Origin of the sequence: Phaeobacter sp. JH20_34 (assembly GCF_048056095.1) — a bacterium.
GTDB lineage: Bacteria > Pseudomonadota > Alphaproteobacteria > Rhodobacterales > Rhodobacteraceae > Phaeobacter > Phaeobacter bryozoorum.
On record NZ_JAYMWT010000004.1, the window covers coordinates 1,011,541 to 1,031,923 of the forward strand.

At 62.0% G+C, this 20,383-nt stretch carries 19 protein-coding genes; 1 reads left to right on the forward strand and 18 read right to left on the reverse strand.

Going from position 1 to position 20,383, the window contains the following annotated elements:
• Positions 1-263 precede the first annotated feature (263 nt).
• The 5 genes from VWZ81_RS06385 to VWZ81_RS06405 form a co-directional block, all read right to left on the reverse strand.
• Positions 264-386 carry a hypothetical protein gene (locus VWZ81_RS06385; RefSeq protein ID WP_024097384.1) on the reverse strand — a complete coding sequence of 41 codons (123 nt, stop codon included), beginning with the start codon at positions 384-386 and terminating at the stop codon, positions 264-266.
• Positions 387-577: 191 nt separating this feature from the next.
• A complete protein-coding gene (gene recG / locus VWZ81_RS06390) occupies positions 578-2,668 on the reverse strand; it encodes an ATP-dependent DNA helicase RecG (RefSeq protein WP_416536025.1) in 2,091 nt (696 codons plus the stop codon).
• On the reverse strand, positions 2,665-4,860 hold the full coding sequence (gene ligA, locus VWZ81_RS06395) for an NAD-dependent DNA ligase LigA (RefSeq protein ID WP_416542458.1): 2,196 nt from the start codon (positions 4,858-4,860) through the stop codon (positions 2,665-2,667). Before ligA ends, recG begins: the two co-directional genes overlap by 4 nt.
• 202 nt (positions 4,861-5,062) lie before the next feature.
• Complete coding sequence (gene ctrA, locus VWZ81_RS06400; protein ID WP_340545454.1) at positions 5,063-5,782, reverse strand: response regulator transcription factor CtrA; 720 nt, start codon at positions 5,780-5,782, stop codon at positions 5,063-5,065.
• Positions 5,783-5,907: 125 nt separating this feature from the next.
• Positions 5,908-6,186, reverse strand: coding sequence for a DUF1153 domain-containing protein (locus VWZ81_RS06405; RefSeq protein WP_040104126.1), 279 nt, complete (start codon positions 6,184-6,186; stop codon positions 5,908-5,910).
• Positions 6,187-6,335: 149 nt separating this feature from the next.
• Between VWZ81_RS06405 and mnmA the strand changes: the two genes are divergently transcribed.
• Positions 6,336-7,481 (forward strand): tRNA 2-thiouridine(34) synthase MnmA, encoded by a 1,146-nt coding sequence (gene mnmA / locus VWZ81_RS06410; protein WP_416542337.1) that lies wholly within the window; start codon positions 6,336-6,338, stop codon positions 7,479-7,481.
• Positions 7,482-7,750: 269 nt separating this feature from the next.
• On the opposite strand, the gene lpxB is transcribed toward mnmA, so the two are convergent.
• The 13 genes from lpxB to pyrH form a co-directional block, all read right to left on the reverse strand.
• Positions 7,751-8,932 carry a lipid-A-disaccharide synthase gene (gene lpxB / locus VWZ81_RS06415; RefSeq protein ID WP_416542338.1) on the reverse strand — a complete coding sequence of 394 codons (1,182 nt, stop codon included), beginning with the start codon at positions 8,930-8,932 and terminating at the stop codon, positions 7,751-7,753.
• Complete coding sequence (locus VWZ81_RS06420) at positions 8,929-9,717, reverse strand: LpxI family protein (RefSeq protein WP_416542339.1); 789 nt, start codon at positions 9,715-9,717, stop codon at positions 8,929-8,931. Before VWZ81_RS06420 ends, lpxB begins: the two co-directional genes overlap by 4 nt.
• A 4-nt stretch (positions 9,718-9,721) precedes the next feature.
• On the reverse strand, positions 9,722-10,507 hold the full coding sequence (gene lpxA, locus VWZ81_RS06425) for an acyl-ACP--UDP-N-acetylglucosamine O-acyltransferase (protein WP_340545450.1): 786 nt from the start codon (positions 10,505-10,507) through the stop codon (positions 9,722-9,724).
• Positions 10,508-10,512: 5 nt separating this feature from the next.
• Positions 10,513-10,977, reverse strand: a complete 465-nt coding sequence (gene fabZ / locus VWZ81_RS06430; RefSeq protein ID WP_340545449.1) for a 3-hydroxyacyl-ACP dehydratase FabZ — start codon at positions 10,975-10,977, stop codon at positions 10,513-10,515.
• A 137-nt stretch (positions 10,978-11,114) separates the two neighbouring features.
• Complete coding sequence (locus VWZ81_RS06435) at positions 11,115-11,765, reverse strand: OmpH family outer membrane protein (RefSeq protein WP_340545448.1); 651 nt, start codon at positions 11,763-11,765, stop codon at positions 11,115-11,117.
• A gap of 5 nt (positions 11,766-11,770) precedes the next feature.
• Positions 11,771-14,167: an outer membrane protein assembly factor BamA gene (gene bamA, locus VWZ81_RS06440; RefSeq protein ID WP_340545447.1), complete on the reverse strand. Its 2,397-nt coding sequence runs from the start codon at positions 14,165-14,167 to the stop codon at positions 11,771-11,773.
• Positions 14,168-14,292: 125 nt separating this feature from the next.
• On the reverse strand, positions 14,293-14,418 hold the full coding sequence (locus VWZ81_RS06445; RefSeq protein WP_340545446.1) for a hypothetical protein: 126 nt from the start codon (positions 14,416-14,418) through the stop codon (positions 14,293-14,295).
• Positions 14,419-14,606: 188 nt separating this feature from the next.
• On the reverse strand, positions 14,607-15,956 hold the full coding sequence (gene rseP / locus VWZ81_RS06450) for an RIP metalloprotease RseP (protein WP_340545445.1): 1,350 nt from the start codon (positions 15,954-15,956) through the stop codon (positions 14,607-14,609).
• Between the two features lie 4 nt (positions 15,957-15,960).
• Positions 15,961-17,133: a 1-deoxy-D-xylulose-5-phosphate reductoisomerase gene (gene dxr, locus VWZ81_RS06455; protein WP_416542340.1), complete on the reverse strand. Its 1,173-nt coding sequence runs from the start codon at positions 17,131-17,133 to the stop codon at positions 15,961-15,963.
• The gene (locus VWZ81_RS06460; RefSeq protein WP_260103190.1) at positions 17,133-17,924 is read right to left on the reverse strand and encodes a phosphatidate cytidylyltransferase; all 792 of its coding nucleotides are present in this window, start codon (positions 17,922-17,924) and stop codon (positions 17,133-17,135) included. The genes dxr and VWZ81_RS06460 overlap by 1 nt, the downstream gene beginning before the upstream one ends.
• Complete coding sequence (locus tag VWZ81_RS06465; RefSeq protein WP_416536039.1) at positions 17,921-18,679, reverse strand: isoprenyl transferase; 759 nt, start codon at positions 18,677-18,679, stop codon at positions 17,921-17,923. The genes VWZ81_RS06460 and VWZ81_RS06465 overlap by 4 nt, the downstream gene beginning before the upstream one ends.
• Positions 18,680-18,688: 9 nt before the next feature.
• Positions 18,689-19,252, reverse strand: coding sequence for a ribosome recycling factor (gene frr / locus VWZ81_RS06470; protein ID WP_340545441.1), 564 nt, complete (start codon positions 19,250-19,252; stop codon positions 18,689-18,691).
• Positions 19,253-19,527: 275 nt separating this feature from the next.
• A complete protein-coding gene (gene pyrH / locus VWZ81_RS06475; RefSeq protein ID WP_340545440.1) occupies positions 19,528-20,277 on the reverse strand; it encodes a UMP kinase in 750 nt (249 codons plus the stop codon).
• Positions 20,278-20,383: the final 106 nt, after the last annotated feature.

The following is a 20,383-nucleotide window of genomic DNA, read 5'->3' on the forward strand; positions in this document are numbered from 1 at the left end:
GATTGATATGCCTGTCTCACCAGCGCCCGTGACGACAGCCAGAACAACCCCTCCAAAAGGGCCACATGAAAAAACCGCCGCACACCTGACAGGTGGCGGCGGCAGTATGCTCTCTCATGCGGGACCCGAACGGGGCCTGTTGACCTGAGGCAGGTCGACCAGACCGGCAGGCAAACCGGGCAGGCTTGGGACAGGCGGCCCCGTCCGGCATAAAGAGTGCGATCAGGAAATCTCAAAAACTCAAGGCTGGTCGCCCGGCGTCATCACAGCAGACCCGGCAGGTGCAACCCCGCGACCAGCATCACAACCAGTGCCGCCGCGCCAATGGCGTCTTGCAACAGTGTCGATTGGGCATTCTGAACAGTCGTCTTGATTTGGGTCATCATGGTGCATCCTCCTGTCTGTCTTGCGCTCGCTCTCTGGCGTGTTGTTGCCTATTTGTTCTCATATTCAAACGCAGCTGTAAAGAACTTTATGAGAACATTTGCGAACACGAGAGAACACGGCGCAAAAACGCAAAGCAGCGTCCCGATCATAAGGGCCGCCGCTCTTGAAGGTTTCAGCTCAGGAAGACGTGCTAACCGACAGAAATCAAACGGATCGCCTGATCCTGTTTCATCAGCCACAGAAGAACCCGCGCCGCCTGTCCGCGCGGGCTGGACAGATCGGGATCGCTGGCCAGCAGGGCCCGCGCGTCGCTTTGTGCAACAGCCATCAACCCGGCCTGACGGTCCAGATCGGCGATGCGGAATCGCGGCAGCCCCGATTGTGCGGTGCCGATGACATCGCCCGCACCGCGCATCTCAAGATCGGTTTCGGCAATGCGAAAACCATCCTCGGTCTCGCGCAGGATCTCCAACCGTTTCTGGCCGCCCTTGCTGAGCGGCGCCTGATAGAGCAGCAGACAGGTCGAAGCCGCATCCCCGCGCCCGACGCGGCCGCGCAGCTGGTGCAGCTGTGCAAGGCCGAATATCTCGGCCCGCTCGATCACCATGATCGACGCATTGGGCACATTGACTCCGACCTCGATCACCGTTGTGGCCACCAGAACCTTGGTCTCTCCAGCCTGAAAGGCAGCCATCGCCGCGTCTTTCTCCGCCGGGGGCATCTGTCCGTGAACCAGCCCGACCACGCCCTCTCCCAGCGTCGCCCGCAGATGTTTGAACCGCTCCTCGGCGGCGGTCAGATCCATCACCTCGGATTCCTCAACCAGCGGACAGACCCAGTAGCATTGCCGCCCGGCTTCGATGGCGCCGCGCAGATGGCTGACCACCTCCTGCATCCGCTCGGTGCTGATAACCGCAGTCTTGACCGGTTTGCGACCGGGCGGTTTTTCATCCAGTACCGAAACTTCCATATCGCCATATTGCGTCAGCGCCAGCGACCGCGGAATCGGTGTTGCGGTCATCACCAGCACATCCGCGCCTTTGCCCTTTTCCGCCAGCTCCATGCGCTGGCGCACGCCAAACCGATGCTGTTCGTCGACAATCGCCAACCGCAGATCCCGAAACACCACATCCGGCTGAAACACCGCATGGGTGCCGACCAGAATATGAATGTCCCCCCGCGCCAGCGCCGCGCATTTTGCGGCCCGCTCCCGGCCCTTGTCGCGGCCTGTCAGGAGTTCCAGAACCACGCCTGCGGTTTCCGCCAGCGGGCGCAGCGCCTCCAGATGCTGACGGGCCAGAATTTCGGTCGGCGCCATCATGACACCCTGCCCGCCTGCTTCAACTGCGACCAGCAAAGCCATGAAAGCAACAAGAGTTTTGCCAGCGCCGACATCGCCCTGCAACAGACGGTTCATCCGCGCGCCAGCCGCCATATCGGCGGTGATCTCCGCAATTGCGCGGGCCTGCGCATTGGTCGGCCGATAGGGCAAGGCCGCAAGCACCCGCGATTGCAACGCCCCGCTGGCCAGGCTGCTGCGCCCCGGCAACGTCCGATCCCGCAGCCGCGCCAGCGCCAGTGTCAGCTGATGGGCAAACAGCTCATCATAGGCAAGACGTGTCCGACCGGGTGCCTCTGCTGCCAGCGCATCCGGCCCATCGGGGTTATGCGCAGCGCGCAGCGCCTGCTGCCAGCTTGGCCAGGATTCCTTGGTGATCTGCGAGGGATCTGCCCATTCGGCCAGCTCCGGCAAGCGCGATAGCGCGCTTTGCGCCGCCTTGAACATGGTTTTCTGCGACACACCATGGGTCAGGTGATAGACCGGCTCAAAATCGGGGATCTCGGCAGCCTCTGCCAGCGGCAGCATATGGTCAGGGTGCACCATCTGCGCCATGCCATCAAACAGTTCCAGTTTGCCCGACACCACCCGGCGCGCCCCCTCCGGCAGCTGGGCCTCCAGATAGCGGCTGCGACCGTGGAAAAATACCAGCTGGAATTCCTCCTCGGCGTCGCTCACCTGGATCCGGTAGGCGCCCCCCTTGTTCCGCGCCGGCCGATGCGCGCCGATGGTCACCTCAACCGTTGCAACCGTGGGAAAATCAAGCCCGCGAATACTGTCGCGCCGCCGTCGATCCACCACCGAATAAGGCAGCGAAAACAACATGTCACGCGGCGTTTCTATATCAATCTGCGCAAAATGCTGCGCCGTCTTCGGGCCGATACCCTGAAGCGTTTCCAACCCGGCAAACAGCGGGAAGAGGATCTCTGGTCTGCCGCTCATGCGCCCGCAATCAGCTCCAGCCAGCCGTCTTCGTCGAGGATCCGCACGCCAAGATCGCGAGCCTTCTGCTCCTTTGACCCCGCACCGGGACCTGCGACCAGAATATCCGTCTTTTTCGACACCGAGCCGGCCACCTTCGCCCCCAGGGCTTCGGCGCGTGCCTTAGCTTCGGCGCGGGTCATTTTCTCCAGCGTCCCGGTAAAGACCACCGTCAGGCCGGTGACCGGGCTGTCGTTCTTCGGAGCTTCGGGCGGAATGATCGTCAGATGGCCGCGCAAGGCGTCGAAGGCCGCCCGCTCATCGCTATTGGCAAAAGCATCGGAAAGCGACAGACCCAGCGTTGCGCCAATGCCGTCGATCCCGATCAGATCCTCCCATGCCGCGGTGGCCCCCGCAGGCACGTTCAGCGCCGCAATGGCCCGGTCTCGCGCTTCCTTGATGCGGGCGCGACGGCCCTGCTGGGCTGCTGCAACCCGCTCGGCCTCCTCGGCCTCATCCGCTGCGCGCTGCGCCAGGGCGGCCGGGCGGGCCAGATCAACAGCCGCCGCCATCGCGTCCCAATCCGCATAATGCAGCGCCAGATCGCGCGCGCCGACCTCGCCCACGTGGCGAATGCCAAGACCAAAGATCAGCCGGGCCAGCGCGATGTTGCGCTTCTCGTCAATCGCGGCGAAGAGGTTGGCGGCAGAGGTCTCGCCCCAGCCATCGCGGTTTTTCAACTTGGCCAGATTCTGCGCATCCCGCGCCTGAAGGGTAAAGATATCGGCCGGCGTTTTGATCGCCAGACCCGCGTCACTGTAAAAGGCTTCGATCTGCTTGGCGCCCAAACCTTCGATATCGAAAGCCTTGCGCGAGACAAAATGCTTCAGCTTCTCAACCGCTTGTGCCGGACAGATCAAGCCGCCGGTACAGCGTCGCACCGCGTCGCCTTCCTCACGCACGGCCGGGCTGCCACATTCCGGGCAAACGGTCGGAAAGGCGAAGGCAACCGCGCGCTCGGGACGTTTGGACAGATCCACATCGGCAATCTTCGGGATCACATCCCCGGCGCGGTAGACCTGAACCCAGTCGCTGACCCGGATATCCTTGCCGTCGCGGATCTCTTCACCCTTGGAATCCAGCCCGGCGATATAATCCTCATTGTGCAGCGTCGCATTGGAGACAACAACGCCGCCCACCGTCACCGGCTGCAACCGCGCCACCGGGCTGAGTGCGCCGGTCCGTCCAACCTGAATGTCGATGCCCTCCAGCCGCGTCCAGGCCAGTTCAGCCGGAAATTTATGCGCAATCGCCCATCGCGGGGTGGTTGAGCGGAAGCCGAGACGGTCCTGCAAGGCCAGCGCATCCACTTTGTAAACCACGCCGTCGATATCGTAGCCAAGCGTCGCCCGCTGTTCCTCGATCAGGCGATAATGCGCAATCAGCTCGGTTGTGCCCTTGCAATATTTGGTCAACGGGTTGGTCTGAAAGCCCATGCCCTTCAGGCGTTCGAGCGCTGAAAACTGCGTATCGGCGAGCGGCTCCGACAGCTCGCCCCAGCTGTAGGCAAAAAAGCGCAGCGGCCGCGACCGGGTGATTTCAGCGTTCAGCTGCCGCAGGGATCCCGCCGCCGCATTCCGCGGATTGGCGAAGGTTTTGCCACCCTGTGCGGCGTGCCGATCATTCAGCGCCGTAAAATCCGCATGGCTCATGTAGACCTCGCCGCGCACCTCAAGCACCGCCGGAGCATCGTCGATCCGCTGCGGAATATCGGCAATGGTCAGGGCGTTTTCGGTGACATTCTCCCCCACCGCCCCGTCGCCACGGGTGGCCGCATGGATCAGCCTGCCCGCTTCATAGCGCAGCGACAGCGACAGCCCGTCGATCTTCGGCTCCGCCGTATAGGCCAGCGGGTCCTCGGCGCCGAGGCCAAGATATTTGCGCAGACCTTTGTCGAAATCGCGCACGTCCTCGTCGTCAAAGGCGTTGCCCAGCGACATCATCCGCTGTGCATGGGTGATCTTGCCAAAGCCGGAGGCTATTGGCGCACCAACCGTCTCCAGCTCGGTTGCGATCTCAGCCAGATCGGGAAATTGCTCCGCCAGCGCGCGGTAGCGGCGTTTCTTAGCGTCATATTCCGCATCGCTGATCTCGGGATCGTCGGCCTGATGATAGGCAAGATCGGCGGCGCGCAACTGCTCCTGCAACGCCATAAATTCGCGGCGCGCCTGATCCTTGGTCAAACCGTTCAAATCGCTGTTGCCTGACTGTGTCACGTCTGTCGCCTCGCTTTATCTTAGCTAGGTGATAGGACGGTGACGCCATCGCGTCCAGCCACAGCGCAGGTGACAGACGTGAAAAATCCCGCCGTAGCGGGATCGTTCGGGAACCGGGTGAGATGAAGGTCGCGCCGGATCAGGCGCCAACAGCCATCCGGTGACCCCCAGTCAGCTGATCGTCCTGCGGATCACGCAGTACATAGCCGCGGCCCCAGACTGTTTCGATGTAGTTATCGCCACCTGTCGCCGTGCTCAGCTTCTTGCGCAGCTTGCAGATAAAGACGTCAATAATCTTCAGCTCGGGCTCATCCATGCCGCCATAGAGATGGTTCAGGAACATCTCCTTGGTCAATGTGGTGCCCTTGCGCAGGCTCAGCAGCTCCAGCATCTGGTATTCCTTGCCGGTGAGATGCACGGCCTTGCCTGCAACTTCCACCGTCTTGGCATCCAGATTGACCGAAATCTTGCCGGTGTTGATAATCGACTGCGAATGCCCCTTGGAGCGGCGGATGATGGCGTGAATACGGGCCACCAGTTCCTCGCGATGGAAGGGTTTGGTCAAATAATCATCGGCGCCAAAGCCAAAGCCCTTGATCTTGTTTTCGGTGTCATCTGCACCGGACAGGATCAGAATGGGCGTCTCGATACGGGCCATGCGCAGCTGCCGCAGCACCTCGTGGCCGTTCATATCGGGTAGGTTAAGATCCAGCAGGATCAGATCGTAATCATAGAGTTTAGCAAGATCGATCCCCTCTTCGCCGAGATCGGTCGAATAAACGTTGAGGTTGGCATGAGTCAGCATCAACTCAATGCTCTTCGCCGTTGTTGGATCATCCTCAACAAGAAGAATGCGCATATTATTTTCTCCGCCTGTACACTGTTTCCCTCAGGTCGAATTAACCTTGGTGGAAAAAAGTTAATGGCCCGTTACCATGATGGTTAATTTGCGCGTTCACCTCAAGTCTGAATGATTTTTTTGCGTCAGGATTTACGATAGTCTTTGAGACGGGTGGCTTTCAGGGCGTCCTCGCCAAAGTCCGCAACAGCGGAAACCCAGCTGCGAAACTCCTCTTCGGAGAGGCTGTATCTGCGCAATGCCTCGCTTTGCGGGATCAAGCCGTAGAGGACTCCGCGCACAACCGCCGCCTTGCGTGAGGCCACCCAGCGCCGCGTGGTCTTTGGCGGCAGATCCGCGCGCGTCATCACCGTGCCATCCGGCAGGGTCACAGCGCGCGGGCCATCGACTTTCTTCAAGAACATCTTTTCTTCCTTCGTGTGGAGCATAGAAATTGGTCCGTCCCCACATTTCGCGCAAACGCCTTAAGGAGGGGTGAACCTGCCCCCTTGAGGATCATTAGGATTTTCCTATATTCTGCGGTGTCTTTCCCACATATCCGAGGAGTCGCCTGATGGCGCAGGATGCCAATCCCCAACTGAATTCGCTTGGCTTTGCCAAACCACCGTCGGAGACGCGGGTGGTTGTCGCCATGTCGGGTGGCGTCGACAGCTCTGTTGTTGCTGCACATTTGGCCGATGAAGGCTATGATGTTGTGGGCGTGACGCTACAGCTCTACGACCATGGTGCGGCGCTTGCAAAGAAAGGCGCCTGCTGTGCGGGGATCGATATCCATGATGCGCGCCGAGTCGCCGAGGAGCGCGGCTTTCCGCATTACGTGCTGGATTATGAGAACATTTTTAAGGATGCGGTGATCGATGAGTTCGCCGACAGCTATCTGGCTGGCGCAACCCCGGTACCCTGTATCCGCTGCAACGAACGGGTCAAGTTCAAGGATCTGCTGGAAACCGCCCGCGATCTGGAAGCCGACTGCATGGCCACCGGCCACTATATCCAGCGCAAGGATGGGCCAAACGGGCCCGAGCTGCATTCGGCCGAGGATGCCAACCGCGACCAGAGCTATTTCCTGTTCTCCACCACCCCCGAGCAGCTGGACTATCTGCGATTCCCGCTGGGACATCTGCCGTCAAAGGACGCCACCCGCGAGATGGCGGCGCAATATGGTCTGGCGGTGGCCGATAAACCCGACAGCCAGGACATCTGCTTTGTTCCCAATGGTGATTATGCCAGCGTGATCGAGAAACTGCGCCCCGGCGCGGCGGAGCCGGGGGACATCGTTCATGCCGATAGCCGGGTGCTCGGCCGTCACAACGGCGTCATCCACTACACCATCGGCCAGCGTCGCGGCCTCGGCATCGGCGGGCTGAGCGAACCGCTTTATGTGGTGAAACTGGATGTGGACAAGAAACAGGTCGTCGTTGGGCCCAAGGACTTGCTGGCCACCCGCACCATCCCGGTGCGGGAAATCAACTGGCTCGGCGATGAGCCTTTCACCAGCCGCGACGAATGGCATCTGAAGGTCAAGGTCCGCTCAACCCGGCCCCCGCGCGATGCGGTGATCCGTCCGATCTCGGAGACCGAAGCCGAGGTCGAACTGCTGACCCCGGAAGAGGGTATTTCTCCCGGACAGGCCTGCGTGTTCTATGCTGAGGAGGGCAGCCGTATCTTTGGCGGCGGCTGGATCTGGCGCGGCTACTGACACGGCCAGTAACACGGCGCGTCTGTCAGGGAAGGCGCAGCCTCCGCGCGGGACGCGGCTTGTCCTTGACAGGCCCTCCCCAAATCCAAAATCGAGATAGCGCCTGAGGGCAGACCTGCCCTTAGGCGCATCTCAGCAAAATATAATCCACCACAACACCACGCCCAACCGCACATGCTCAGTTACCCGCATTGCGGCGCGCACCGCGCGGGTGCATAGCGCCCGCGCTACGAGAGGCCACCTGCCGGAGGCTCTGCATCCGGCAGGCTTCAGGAGACGGCGGAGGCCTGCGCAGACAGACGATCCAACACTGCGCGGGCCGCGCGCAGACCGGGGTCTTCGCCCCCCTCGCCCAGCCGCTCCATCGTGATTGCCATGGCAGAGGATTGCGCGGTAGGCGCCGCCTTGACCTTGATCAGCGCCTTGGCGATAGCCTCCGGCGTACACTCAGGGCCGAGGCATTCCGGCACCACGCGTGTATCGCTGACCAGATTGACCAGCGTGACGGTGTCAATCAACGCCATGCGCCGCATGATATGCCAGGTGAGCCACTGAAACTTATAGGCAATCACCATTGGGGTGCGCGCCGCCGCCAGCTCCAGCGAGACCGTACCAGAAGCCGCAAGCGCCAGATCCGCCGCCGCAAAAGCCGCGCGTTTATGCGCCTTGGCCACCTCACCGTCCAGCGTATTGGGGTCGATCACCACCGCGGTATCCGACCATTCCGCAAGATGGCTGCGCACCAGATCGGCAACCGGAGCTGCGGCCGGCACCACGATCCGGTATTCGGGATGGCTGTCCTGAAACTGTTTCAGGGCCGCACCGAATACCGGCGCCAGACGTGTCACCTCAGAGCGCCGCGATCCCGGCAGCGCCAGAATGCAGGGCGCCTCCTCCAGCTGGTACTGGCTGCGAAAGGCGGCAATCTCCTCCGCCGTGGCCTGTGGCTCCCCCACAACGGGGTGGCCAACGAAATCGCACTCCATGCCAGCCGCTTCCATATAGGGCGGCTCAAACGGCAGCAGCGCCAGCACATGATCGATGACCCGGGCCATTTTTTCGGCCCGCTTGGGGCGCCAGGCCCAGACCGATGGCGCCACATAATGTACCGTGCGAATACTGCTGGCTTCTTTCACCAATGCGGCGACCCGTAGGGAGAAATCCGGGCTGTCGATGGTGATCATCACATCCGGCTTCATGTCCAGAACCGCCTCTGCGGTTTCGCGAATGCGGCGCTTCAGCTGACGGTATTTCGGCAGCACCTCGGCCAGCCCCATGACCGACAGCTCCGACATATCGAAGCGCGACTTTAGGCCCTGTTCAGCCATCAGCGCGCCGCCAACCCCCTCAAAGATGATATCCGGGCGCAGCTGCCGCAGACCTGCCATCAGCGCACCGCCAAGGCGGTCCCCAGAAGGCTCGCCTGCGAGGATGAACACCCGTAGGCTCATGCGCTGCGCAGCCAGAGAAACAGCCCGAGCCGATTGCAGGTGGCCACCACCTCATCCTGATCAAGCACGATAACACCGCCTGCCTCCAGCACGATCCCCGACAGCCCAGCCTTGGCCGCCAGCTCAACCGTCTGCACGCCGATCGTGGGCAGATCCGCGCGGCGGTCCTGTCCGGGTTTGGGCGCCTTGAACAGCAGACCTCCGGTGCCGTCAGGCCGGTTCTGCAACGCCGTCAGCATCCAGTCGGTGCCAAAGAGGTTCTCGACCGCAATCGCCTGTCCGCGCCGCACCGCGCAGGACTGGCCGACATCGGCGCGGCACATGGCCTCGACAACCTCTGCGCCGCGTTCTGCATCGCGCCGGTCCAATTCGCCGGGCTGCACCTCGGTCGGGATGCCCTCGGCCATCACCAGATCCGGTGCCACCTCATGGGCGGCGCGCACGCACATGCCCGCCTGCTCAAAAAGGCCGATGATGGCGCGCAACGCCCCGTCGTCACCTGCGGCAATCGCCCCCTGCAGAATCGGAACCAGCGGCATGGTCTCGGCATCAATCTGCGATGGATCAATGGCCGGGCGGCGCACTGCGCCCGCCAGGCAGATCTCGCGCACGCCGCTGGCCGACAGGCGCGTGATAAAGCTGCCGAGCTGTTCCAGGCGAAAGGTCAGCTCCGGCTCAATGTGATCGGGCTCGGAGCCGCGCATGGCACAGACCAGTGGCCGGTCGGACAGGCGCGCGGCCAGTTCGGCAGGCAGTGCGCCCTGCCCTGCAATCAATGCCAGCATGGTCTCAGCCTCCCGGCGTCAGGAAAGAGCGGTCACTCTCGCCGGTAATGAAATCAACGATTTCCTGCACGTATTCGCTGTCGCTCTCTGCGCCAAGACGGCGCGCGCGCTCCTGAAACGTGCCCTCGCCCTGGGCCAGCATCTGAAAGGCCGCCCGCAGCGCGGTGATATCCGCACGCTGCACGCCCCGGCGTTTCAGGCCGACAAGGTTCAGCCCGTCCAGCTCACCGCGCGGCGCCTGCACCAGCCCGTAGGGAATCACATCATTGGTCACCATGGTGACCGCGCCGACAATGGCGCCGTGACCGATGCGCACCCATTGGTGAATGCCGGACAGGCCGCCGATGATGACGTCATCTTCCAGCACGCAGTGGCCCGCAACCGCAGCGGAATTCACCACGATCACACGATCTCCGATCTGCGCATCATGGGCGATGTGGCAGCCGGCCATAAACAAGCCGTCATCACCGATCCGCGTGATCCCGCCGCCGCCTTCGGTGCCGGCATTCACCGTCACATGCTCTCGGATGCGGTTGCGCTTGCCGATCACGGTCTTGCAGCGCTCGCCCTTGAACTTCAGATCCTGCGGAATCTCGCCCAGCACGGCAAAGGAGAACACCGTGGTATCCTCTCCGATCTCGGTATCTCCGGTGACGACCACATGGGATTTCAGCTCAACCCGGTCGCCGAGCACGACCTCAGGGCCAATCAGGCAGAACGGGCCAATGACGCAATCGGCGCCAATCTTCGCCCCTTCTTCGACCACCGCGCTGGGATGGATCCGGGTCATCTGTGTCAATCCTTCTGCACGTCGATCATGGCCGAGAACTCGGCTTCCGCCGCAGTCTCACCATTGACGGTTGCAACACCCTTGAACTTGAAGATCTTGCCACCGGGCTTGCCACGTGTGGTCTCCACCCGCATCTCCAGCACATCGCCGGGGATCACCTTGCGGCGGAATTTGCATTTGTCGATGTTCATGAAATAGATCAGCAGCTCGGTGTCGATCATATCCATGCCTACGCCCAGCATCACGCCCGCAGTCTGTGCCATCGCCTCGACGATGGTGACGCCCGGCATAATCGGCGTGCCCGGGAAATGGCCCTGGAAATGCGGCTCGTTCATGGTGACGTTCTTGATCCCGCAGGCCGAGGAATAGCCGTCGATCTCGACCACCTTGTCGACCAACAGAAACGGATAGCGATGCGGCAGGATCCGCTGGATCAGGTGAATGTCGGCGCTTTTCAGCTCGGTTGTCATTGCGGTTTCCCCGTTTTCTGAATGTTAGGTATGTCCTAGCAACTGCCCACAGCTTCGGCAAGCGGCAGACCCGGCGATGGCTGCACGGTCGGCGCCCTGCCTCCGCCTGAGGCAATCGCCAGCCGGGCGCGGTAAGCCTATTCGCCGGTGGCCTCGGGCAGGCTCTCACGCCCGTCGCCGAGCACTTCGTTCACCCGCGCGATCGCCAGATCGGTGACATCCGCGGCATCTGCGCTCAGAAACACGCTGGCGTGTTCCAGAATGGCTCCAGCCCCGGCTTCCAGCATGATCTGTTGCAGCACAGGTAGCGAAGCGGTGAAGAAATCACGCCGCGCATCTTCGCCGATCTGGTTGATATCGCGCAGTTTCTGATCCTGTTGACGACGGGTTTCCTGCACCTTTTTGTCAAAAGCATCGGCCAGCGCGCGAAACGCCGCAGGATCCATGCTGCTGCGACGCTCGGTCAGCTCAAGTTCCTCTGCACGCAGCTCCGCCTCGATCCGGCGGTTTTCGGCCGTCAGGACCGCACCCTCGGCATCCAGTTCCTGGGAAACACGCTGACCAAAGGCGCTCTCGGCATAGAGCCGCTCGGACTGGATGGTCAGCAGCCCGGTCTGCGGTGCGCCCAGCTGCAATGTCTCGCCAAAGGCAAAGCCCGCCCCCGGCAATGCCGTCTCCTGCGCCATCGCAGGCAGCACCAGCAGCGGCAGCATCGCAAGCCCGCGCACAAAAGGCGCCAGCATCTCAGCCAGCGCCCCCGTGTGCCGTGTGTCCACAGCTCGTGTCATTGCGATCAGAACCGCGCCTGCAACGTCAGGTCAAAGCTCTGCTCCTGGTCGAAGTCTTCTTTCTTCAGCGCCTTGGAGAAATTGAACCGCAAAGGGCCAAATCCGGTTGTCCACAACAGCGAGAAGCCGACCACATGACGGTACGACCCGCCGCGCCCGACAATATTGCCGCCCGCCGCGCCGGTATCGGCATTGTTCAGACCCCAGAGGTTGCCCACATCATAGAACAGACCGCCTCGCAGGCCGATCTCTTCCGGCAGGCCCAGCGGGAATTCCGCATCAAAGCGGGCCGCCGCGTAATAGTTGCCGCCGAGGAAGTCGTTATAGGTCCCGCCTGCGCCATTGGGCGACTGGTCCCGTGGACCGATACCACCCGGTTCAAAACCACGCAGGATATTGGGCGACAGGACAAACCGGTCAATGGAGCGGCTGAAGCCATCCCCCTGCCAGGCAAAGGCGCCTGCCTCGATCGTTGCCCGCAATGTAACCTCTTCGTTGAAGACACGACGCTGGGCGATGATCTTTGCGGTGGTGCGCAGATATTCAGAATCCCCGCCAAGCCCGGCATAATCGGCCCCAACCTGGAACAGATAGCCCGAATTCGGATCCAGTCCGTTCAGGCGGCTGTCAACAGTATAGGTAAAGCCGATGGAACTGGCGTTGATCGCACCCTGGTTGATCTCGCTACGAACCACAGGACCGGCCAGCGGGATCCCGGCGGAATCATCACCACGGGTGATCATCTCATCCTCATCCCAGGTGTACCGGATCTGAAGGCTGCTGTTTTCCGAGGTTTGGAAGGTCAGCGCGGGCGAGAAGAACGCACGTTTGGTGTCGTAAAGCGCAAAGCTGGAATCCGTCTCAGACAGACCCAGATCCAGATCGAGACGCAGGTCGCGCCCCAGAAGATAGGGCTCGGTGAAGCCAAGCGTGTATTCCTCGGCGTCCTGAGCAGTCGAGATGTTGAACGACAGGCGCTGCCCCCGACCAAGGAAGTTATTCTCCGACAGGCCGATGCTGAGACCGAAGCCATCGTTGACCGAGTAGGCACCACCAAGGCTCAGTGCACCCGTTGGCTTTTCCTCGACGTCCACATCGACAACCACCTCACCGGCGCTGCTGCCTTCGCGCACGTCCACCTCGGCGGTTTCAAAGAACCCCAGCGCACGGATGCGTTCAGCGCTTTCGCGGATTTCGCGCGGATTGAACGGGTCGCCCTCGACGGTGCGGAACTGCTGACGGATCACCCGGTCCAGCGTGGTTGTGTTGCCTTCGATGTCGATCCGCTCAACAAACACGCGCGGACCACGGGTCAGCACAAAATCCACATCCAGCGTCAACTCGCGATCATTGCGGCTGATCCGCGGCTCGGCCCGCAGGAAATCAATCCCCTTGCGGATCGCATATGTTTCCAGGCGCCGGATGGCATTTTCCACCACGCTCGGCGAATAGGTTACCCCGGGGCGGACCCTCAGAACCTTGCGGAACTCATCGGCGTCAGCTTCCGACATCTCGCTGGTGACCGAGATTTCGCCAAACTCGAACTTCTGGCCCTCGCTGATATCCACCACCAGGAAGGCGGCGTCGCGTTCTTCGGTCACCTCGGCATTAGTGCTGTTGATACGCACGTCAACATAGCCGCGCGACAGGTAGAAATCGCGCAGCACCTGCTTGTCGAATTCCAGACGGTCCTCGATCAGCGTATCGGCGCGGATGAAGGTGCGCAGCAGACCGGCCTGTTTGGTCTCCAGCACGCGGCGCAGACGACGGTCGGAATAGACGCGGTTGCCGATGAAGGACACGCGCTCGACCTCGATGGTGTCACCTTCGGAGATTTCGAACACCAGATCGACACGGTTGTCGCTGCGCCGGATGATGCGCGGTGTCACGGTTGTGGCCAGACGTCCCTGTGCACCATAGGCTTCGGCCAGATTGGAGGCATCACGCTCGGCGACCGTGGGGTTGAATACCCGGCGCGGCGCCGATTCGATCAGCTCGGCCATGGCATCGTCCTTGATGCGGCGATTGCCTTCAAAGCTGATCTTGTTGATGGTCGGAAATTCGGTGACCTTGATCACCAGCGTATTGCCCTGCGGAACAATCTCGACGCTTTCGAATACGCCGCTGTCCAGAATGCGCTGATAGGCATCGTTGAGCTGCCCGGCGCTCACCGATTTGCCCCGCTCAATGCCGGTATAGGCCACAATTGTTGAGGTCTGGATGCGTTGATTGCCCTCGACCTGAACGTTTGTGAAACTATAGCTCTGCGCCACTGCGAACTCTGGCGTCAGGACAAATCCCAAGGCAACAGCCAGCGCTACAGCAGATGCGTTTCTATACAAAATATGGGCACCTAATTTGCGCCCCCCACAGGATCTACCTGTGTGCTTCCCCCGAACCATCAGTCAAAACCCGATTTTTTTACAGCTTAATCCGTGCGTATCGGGTTTATCAGCGCTTGTCAAAAACAACAAAAAGGCGCGCGGGAGGACCCCACGCGCCAGATTGCTTGCAACAGGTTGAAAACTCAGAGACTGCCGATCCAGGCCCCAGCCACCAGCGCTCCCAAAATCGTCGCCACAGACATGGCGCGGTCCCAGTTCAGGCGCATAAAAAGACCCAATCCCGTATTGGTAATATGCAGGCTGCTCATGGCGTCCACTCTCCCGTTTATCTAAAAAAAGATCCCACATCCGCCACAACCGCGCCGCGATCTGCGGCACCGCTGCCCACCGGCGGCTTACCAAAGGATTAACAGGGGAATGTGGCGACAGTTTGGCGCGCCCTGCTGCTGCGGGATCTGCCGACCAGCCGGATCGTGGCCGGTCGGCAAGAAAGCGCCTAGCAGAAGATATCGTTGAAAAGCGCAAACATCATCAGGCTGAGGATGGCGGAGATGCCAACCGCCATCAGTACCCGCATCACCGCATCATTCGGCGGTTTACCGGTCACCGCCTCATAGGCGTAGAACATCAGATGCCCGCCATCCAGCGCCGGGATCGGGAACAGGTTCAGCAGGCCAACGGCAGTGGAGAGCACGGCGATAAACCGAATGAAGCTGGCCGCCCCCTGGCTTGCCATCGCACCAGAGGTCTCGGCAATGCCAATCGGACCCGACAGGTTGCAGGTGCTGATCGCACCGGTGATCATATGTTTCAGCCCGGAAAGCGACATTTCGACCACGCCCCAGACCTGCGCCGCACCACCGCCAAGCGCCTCTCCAAGGCCCAGGCTCTCGGTCGCAGGCTCAAACGCCAGACCACCGACAATGCCCATACGCCAGCGGGTGGCAAAGCCACCATCCGCCTGCGGCTCATCCACACGGCGGGGCGCCAGAGCCATCTCGAACTCTTCGCCAGCGCGCCAGACCTTCAGCAGCAATACCTTGCCCTCGGCGCTTTCAACCGCACGTTTCAGCTGGTCAAAGGCAAAGATCGGCGCGCCATCCACGGCGGTGATCACATCGCCCGGCTGAAGGTCGATGTCAGACGCGGCACTGCGCGGTGCCACGCCACGCACATGCGGCGGCCAGGGATACGGTCCCTCGACCTCGGTCTGCTGGCCGTCGCGCAGCACGGTATAGGTTAGCGGCTGCTGTTCCGGCACCGCATCGCGGAAGGCCGCAAAGGCAGTGTTATCCTCCAGCGAGGGAACATCGACACCGTTGATCTGCAACAGCGCGTCACCTTCGCGCAGGCCGGTTTGCAGCCCCGGCAGTGGCACCAGCCGCTCCACCGTCAGCGGATCGCGCATGGTGCCCTGCACCATGAAAACACCGGCAAAAATCAGCGCGGACATGATGAAGTTGAACACCGGCCCCGCCGCGACGGTGGCCGCCCGCGCCCAAAGCGGCGCGCCGTGCATCGTGCGCCGCAGCGCCACCGGATCAGCCGCCGCATCCGCCATTGCCGCGCTATCCTTGCCCGAGGCCGCATCCGCATCACCAAGGAACTTCACGTAGCCACCAAACGGCAGCAGCGCCACCTGCCAGCGGGTGCCGCGCTTATCCACCCGCGAAAACAGCACCGGACCGAACCCCAGCGAGAAGACCTCGGCATGGATCCCGGACCAGCGCCCGACGATGTAATGGCCATATTCATGCACAGCCACAATCACCGACAGGGCCACCACAAAGCTGGCAATCACATAGAGATACCCGCCAAACTGCGGAAGAAAGGAGACGAGATCCAAGGGCTTACCTTACATATTTCAAAATTGCATTGTCGGCGTCCATCCGGGCGAGATGGTCGGTCCGGCGCACCGTATCAAGTGTCATTGCCTCATCTAGCCCGCGATCTGCACTGTCAAATTGATCCAGCACCCGCGCCACCACCTCGGCCATGTCCAGAAAGCCGATGCGCCCGGCGATGAAATGATCCAGCGCCCGTTCCTTGGCGGCATTGAACACCGCCCCCATCAGCCCGCCCCGCGCCATCACATCATAGGCCAGCCGCAATGCCGGGTAGCGCGCGGGATCAGGCGCCCGAAACGTCAGCTGCGCCAGCCGCGCCAGATCCAGCCGCTCCACCGGCAGCTCGCGCCGTTCGGGCCAATGCAGCGCATAACCAATGGCATGGCGCATATCCGGCGCGCCGAGATGCGCCATCAGCGCACCGTCGCGAAAACCGACCAGCGCGTGAACGATGGATTCAGGATGCACCACCACTTCGATCTGGTCTGGATCGACGTCAAAAAACTCACGGGTCTCAATGACTTCCAGCGCCTTGTTGAACATGGACGCACTGTCGATAGTGATCCGCTGGCCCATGTCCCAATTGGGATGCGAGGAGGCCTGTGCCACCGTGGCGGTCTTCAGCTGCTCCAGCGGCCAGTCGCGAAACGCCCCGCCAGAGGCGGTGATCACCACACGTTCCACCGCCGCGATGTCTTCACCGACCAGCCCCTGAAACACCGCCGAATGTTCGCTGTCCACGGGCAGGAGCCGCGCATTATGGCTGCGGGCGGTCTCCAGCAGCAGCGCTCCGGCGCAAACCAGCGATTCCTTATTCGCCAGCGCCAGAGTCGCGCCCTGCTTCAGCGCCTCGAGCCCCGGAGCAAGGCCGGCCGCGCCGACAATCGCCGACATGACCCAATCCGCAGGCCGCGCCGCCGCCTCGACCAGCGCCGCCTGCCCGGCGGCCGCCACGATGCCCGAACCGTCCAGGGCGGCCCGCAGCTCCGGCAGCTTGTCATCATAGGCGGTCACGGCGATATCGGCACGCAGCGCCCTGGCATCCTGTGCCAGCTGGGCAATATTGGCGCCACCGGTCAGCGCCACCACATTGTAGTCACCGGGGGCCCGCCGGATCAGGTCAATCGTATTCTGACCAATGGATCCGGTGGCCCCGAAAATCGAGATCTTGCGCATCAGATCGTCCCGCCGGGCAGACCCCACAGGCTGAGTACCAGCAGCACCATGGCCGCCGCGCCCAGCATACCGTCAAAGCGGTCGAACAGCCCGCCGTGGCCCGGGATCAGGCCGCTGGAATCCTTCACAGCCATCTTGCGTTTCAGCGCGCTTTCGGCAACGTCACCGGCCTGGCTGGCCATGGAGACCAGCACAGAGAGCAGCACGACGCCAAAGCCAAGCCCGCCCTGCACCGCAAAGACCGCACCAACAGCTGCGGCCGCGATCCAGCCCGCAGAGGTGCCGGACCAGGTTTTCTTCGGGCTGACACGCGGCCAGAATTTCGGCCCGCCAAAGGTCTTACCGGCGAAATAGCCCGCAATATCCGTGGCCACCACAACCGAGATCAGCCAGATCATCCAATCCAGCCCCAGCGCGCTGCGCATCCAGATGAACGCATAGGCCGCGAACAGCACCCAAAGCGCGAAACCGATGTAAATGCCCCGGCGGATGTCGATGGCCAGCGCGCCCAGCACCGCCGGTATCAGCAGCAGGCCAAGCGCCCAGCCGCCGCCCATTAGCGCTGCGGCCAGCACCGCCCCCATCGACAGGACGCCGAGCGGCAGCGCCAGCCCCTGACGATCAGGCACCACCATGCGCAGCAATTCCCAGATCATGCCACCACAGGCCGCCGCGATCAGCAGGTCAAACACCACGCCCCCGCGCCACACGGCCCAGCCCCCCACGACGATCATTACGATGGCGGAGATCACCCGCGGCATCAGATCGGCCCAACGTCCCGCGGCGCTCATGTCTTCACCGCGCCAAACCGGCGATCCCGCTGCCCGTAGCTGCGGCACAGCCGGTCCATCTCGTCGGCGGTGAAATCCGGCCACAGCGTGTCGATGAACTCATATTCCGCATAGGCCGACTGCCACAGCAGAAAGTTGGAGATCCGCGCTTCACCGCTGGTGCGGATGACCAGATCTGGATCGGGCAACACATGGGTATCGAGATAACGTGGCAGGGTTTCCTCATCCACATCCGCAGGGTTCAGGCGCCCCGCTGCCACATCCTCGGCCAGCCGTTTGGTGGCCCGCGCCACCTCGTCACGGCTGCCATAATTCAGCGCGATGGTCAGGTGGGTACCGTCATTGCAGGCGGTCTCCTGCTCCAGCTGGTCCATCAGCGCGACCAGCTTTTTGTCCAGCCGCACCCGGTCCCCGATGAAACGGACCCGGACATTGCGCTGCGACAGCGCTTTCATCTCCTTGGAGATATAGCGGCGGAACAGGCTCATGAGGCCTGCGACCTCCACCTGTGTGCGCTTCCAGTTCTCGGTCGAGAAGGCAAAGATGGTGAGGTATTTCACCCCCAACGCGGGGCAGCATTCCACCACCTCGCGCACCCGTTTGGCGCCCGCGTGGTGACCGAACAGACGCGGACGGCCCCGCGCCTGCGCCCAGCGGCCATTGCCATCCATGATGATGGCAACATGTTTCGGGCCGCGTTCCGGTGCGGGGTCGCTCTCATCCGGCGCCAGGACGGTGTCTGTGCTCTGTGACATAAGCAGGTGTCAGACCTGCATAATTTCGGCTTGTTTGGTTTCCAGAGCCGCGTCGACAACCTTAATCATCTTGTCGGTCAGCTCCTGAACTTCGCCTTCCCAGAGCTTCTGGTCGTCCTCGGACATGCCGTCGGCCTTGGCTTTCTTGATCTGGTCCATCCCATCGCGGCGCACATTGCGGATCGACACCCGCGCGTGCTCGGCATACTGGCCGGCCACTTTGGTCAGCTCGCGGCGACGTTCTTCGTTCAGCTCGGGGATCGGCAGCATGATGATGGTGCCATTGAGCTGCGGGTTGATGCCCAGACCGGATTCACGGATGGCTTTTTCGACCTTGCCGACCAGCGCCTTGTCCCAGACGTTGATGGTGACCATGCGCGGCTCCGGCACGTTGACGGTGCCAACCTGGTTGATCGGCGTCATCGAGCCATAGGCGTCCACCATCACGGGCTCCAGCATCGAGGCGGAGGCACGACCGGTCCGCAGCGACGCGAATTCGGTTCTGAGATTGGCCATGGCACCATCCATGCGGCGCTGTAGATCATCGGTATCGAGAATAAAATCGTCAGACATTCTGCTCTCCCCTGACTTGAGGCGGTGTTTGCATTGCTCATAAGACATTGGTGCGGCGTTGTATAGCGATCTTGCCGCAGATTTGAAGCGGCCACAGGCAGGGTTCTGCCCTTCTCCGGGACGGCCCGGCACCGCAGCCGGTCAGCCGCCGCCGCACAAGACCCGCCGCCAGCGCCGCGCGCCACATGAAAAAACCGCGCGCCGGATCTCGATCCGGGCGCGCGGCTCATTGTGCATGTGGCAAGGGCAAGTGCGCCCCGCCCACCCCGGCCCGGTTAGCCGTGAACCTTCGTGTAGGTCCCCTTGCCCGCCAGAATGCCCCGGAAGCCGCCCGGCTCATCCAGCGGGAACACCATCAGCGGCAGGTTGTTGTCGCGCGCCAGCGCAATCGCCGAGGCATCCATCACCTTCAACCGCTTGGCCAGAACCTCGTCGTAGCTGATGGTGTCATAACGCACCGCGTCGTCATGCTGCGCGGGATCCTTGTCATAGACACCATCGACGCCATTCTTACCCATAAAGATCGCCTCGCAGGCCATCTCATTGGCGCGCAGCGTGGCCGCGGTATCGGTGGTGAAATAGGGGTTGCCGGTGCCTGCGGCAAAGATGCAGACCCGTTTCTTTTCAAGGTGACGCACGGCGCGGCGGCGAATGTAGGGCTCGGCCACCTCATCCATGCGAATGGCCGAGATCACCCGGGTAAAGACACCCAGACCTTCCAGCGCCGACTGCATCGCCAGCGCATTCATCACCGTGGCCAGCATCCCCATGTAGTCCGCCGTTGTCCGCTCCATCCCCTGGGCCGAGCCGGACAACCCGCGGAAGATATTGCCGCCGCCGATCACCATGCAGATCTCCACGCCCATGTCTCGCACGGATTTCACCTCCTGCGCGATGCGCTGGACGGTCGGCGGATGCAGGCCAAACCCCTGGTCCCCCATCAGCGCCTCGCCTGAGATTTTCAGCATCACACGTTTATAGGTTGCCGCCGGCGTGGCCTCCGGCTGATCGTTTGTAAGGGGCATGTTGCGCTCCGGAATATGACGGGGTTAATTTGCGCGCAAAATGAAGCAAATCGGCGGCAGGATCAATGCGGCCTGAGATGTTTTTCGACGCCCCACCGCAGCAACG